Source organism: Chlorobium phaeovibrioides, assembly GCF_003968655.1.
GTDB classification, from domain to species: domain Bacteria; phylum Bacteroidota; class Chlorobiia; order Chlorobiales; family Chlorobiaceae; genus Chlorobium; species Chlorobium phaeovibrioides.
The window spans coordinates 1-1,926 of the sequence record NZ_RXYK01000037.1 but is presented as its reverse complement, the minus strand read 5'-3'; the positions used below and the strand labels follow the sequence as shown (position 1 = coordinate 1,926).

Below are 1,926 nucleotides of genomic sequence, written 5' to 3'. Positions count from 1 at the left end.
CTTTCCGGTATAGACAAGTCTGATGACCACCTGCATAGCCGTCATTGAAAGGTCGACATTCTCGACCATCCAGGTTGATGGAAGTCCGAGAAGTTGCTGGTAGTGGGCGGTGGTGGTCAGGCTTTGCATGATAGAGTATATGGGTATGAATGGGTAATGCGGGGACTACGCCAAGCTACCTTTTTAACCACGCTTTTCCATTAACTTCGTCGGAGAGCCGCAAAACGCAACAAGCGAAGGTGCCCAGGATGAAGAACATTAAAAGAGCCGGAAACAAATACTTTCACAATGAGCTTGAGATATATTTAAAAACCTAAAGTAATTCGACCATCTTTTCAATTTTAATCAAAAATTTCCGACCATCTTTTTCAATTATAAATCCATTTTTCTTATTATTTACTGCGCGACATAAATCAAACAAATAATCAACAGAAACTGTTTTATTACTACACAATGTTGATGCCGCTATAATTTCTTTTTTTGAATGGTATGTGCCTAATGATTGCGACTTTGATATAGATTCTCCGTCAAGAATACTGTCTATGTGCTCTGCTAATAACTCTATACACAATTGATTCGATTTTTCTTGAATTTCTCCGGCAGAGATAAAACCATCATCACAAAAAGTAATTTGAGAAATAATTGGACCTTGATCTAGTTCTTTCGTCATCCAGTGTAGTGTTGCGCCAAAGGGTGTCTTATCAATTATACCCCAAAAGGAATGATGGCACCCGCGATTTAAAGGCAATGCTGCTGGATGGATATTTATAATTGGCAATGAACTTAACACAAGTTCCGGTATAATATAATCATATCCACAATTAACACCGAGCGCATTGCTAAAATATAGTGTATTAAATTCAGAATCTTCCCAGAATCGGCGTTTTCTAATTACAGGTATAATATTATTTTTTAACCCAGCGGATATTTCTGTCCAAACTAAATCAGCAGTTTCACCAACAATGGCTACAACATTTTTTTGTTTCGCCAACAAAACTGTTATTACTGATGCACTATAAAATATATCCTTACCAACAAAACAGATTATTTTGGAAAAAACCTTCCCGTCATATAAAGACGTTATATCATGGCATTGTCTTTGGGTTGGGTTGGGTTGGGTTGGGTTGGGTTGGGTATAATTCATGTTAAAAATATTATTTTCTTTTATAATTTTGGCAGGTACTCCGACAGCAGTACAATTTTCCTGAATATCTTTAAGAACAACTGCTCCTGCCCCAACAATTGAATTGGCACCAATTTGTATTCGATTAATAAGGACTGCGCCAGTGTGAATATGACAGCACTCCCCCAAAACAACATTACCTGCGGTAACAACACCAGGATCAACTTGACAACACTCCTGCAACACATTATGGTGATCTATGTTAACGCCTGTATTAAGAAACACCCCTGATCTGATTTCCGCTTTATAACCCACGATACAACCAGAATTTATCCAAACACCATCGTCTATTTGGGCATAAGGCAAAATCAATGCTGTCGGGTGTATTGCTGATACTAATTGCAAATTAGTAGTTTTGATTAAATCAATTTGTTTTTTACGCTGTTGATTATTTGGTTCCAAAGAGAGAATTTTTGTAACTCCCATCTTTGTGATTATTTCCAGCCAATTGGCAGAAACGATTACGGGATGACCTTTAAATAAACCATTATGCGGAAAAGACGTTGTTTTGCATAATCTTTTAAGGTTTTCTTTTTCAACATCAAGCTCAGCAAAATTAGTAGAATCGACGGACAATGTCAACGAAGATGACGCATTTTTTTGAAAAAAAACATTCACTTTTCGGCCGGGTTCAGCACCACCTTCCGGTTGATCTCCCACGTTCTTGCAGGCCTTGCTCCCCAGCGTTCCGGATTGAGCTCCCTGGCTCGCTGTAAGGTTGCATTCCGCTGCTCAAAGATCGC

At 38.4% G+C, this 1,926-nt stretch carries 1 protein-coding gene and 1 pseudogene; both read right to left on the bottom strand.

Features of this window, described 5'->3' with window-relative positions:
* A pseudogene (locus EKD02_RS10645) lies at positions 1-129 on the bottom strand (ISL3 family transposase); the annotation flags it as partial.
* A gap of 184 nt (positions 130-313) precedes the next feature.
* Complete coding sequence (locus tag EKD02_RS09760) at positions 314-1,843, bottom strand: formyltransferase family protein (RefSeq protein WP_126385315.1); 1,530 nt, start codon at positions 1,841-1,843, stop codon at positions 314-316.
* Positions 1,844-1,926: the final 83 nt, after the last annotated feature.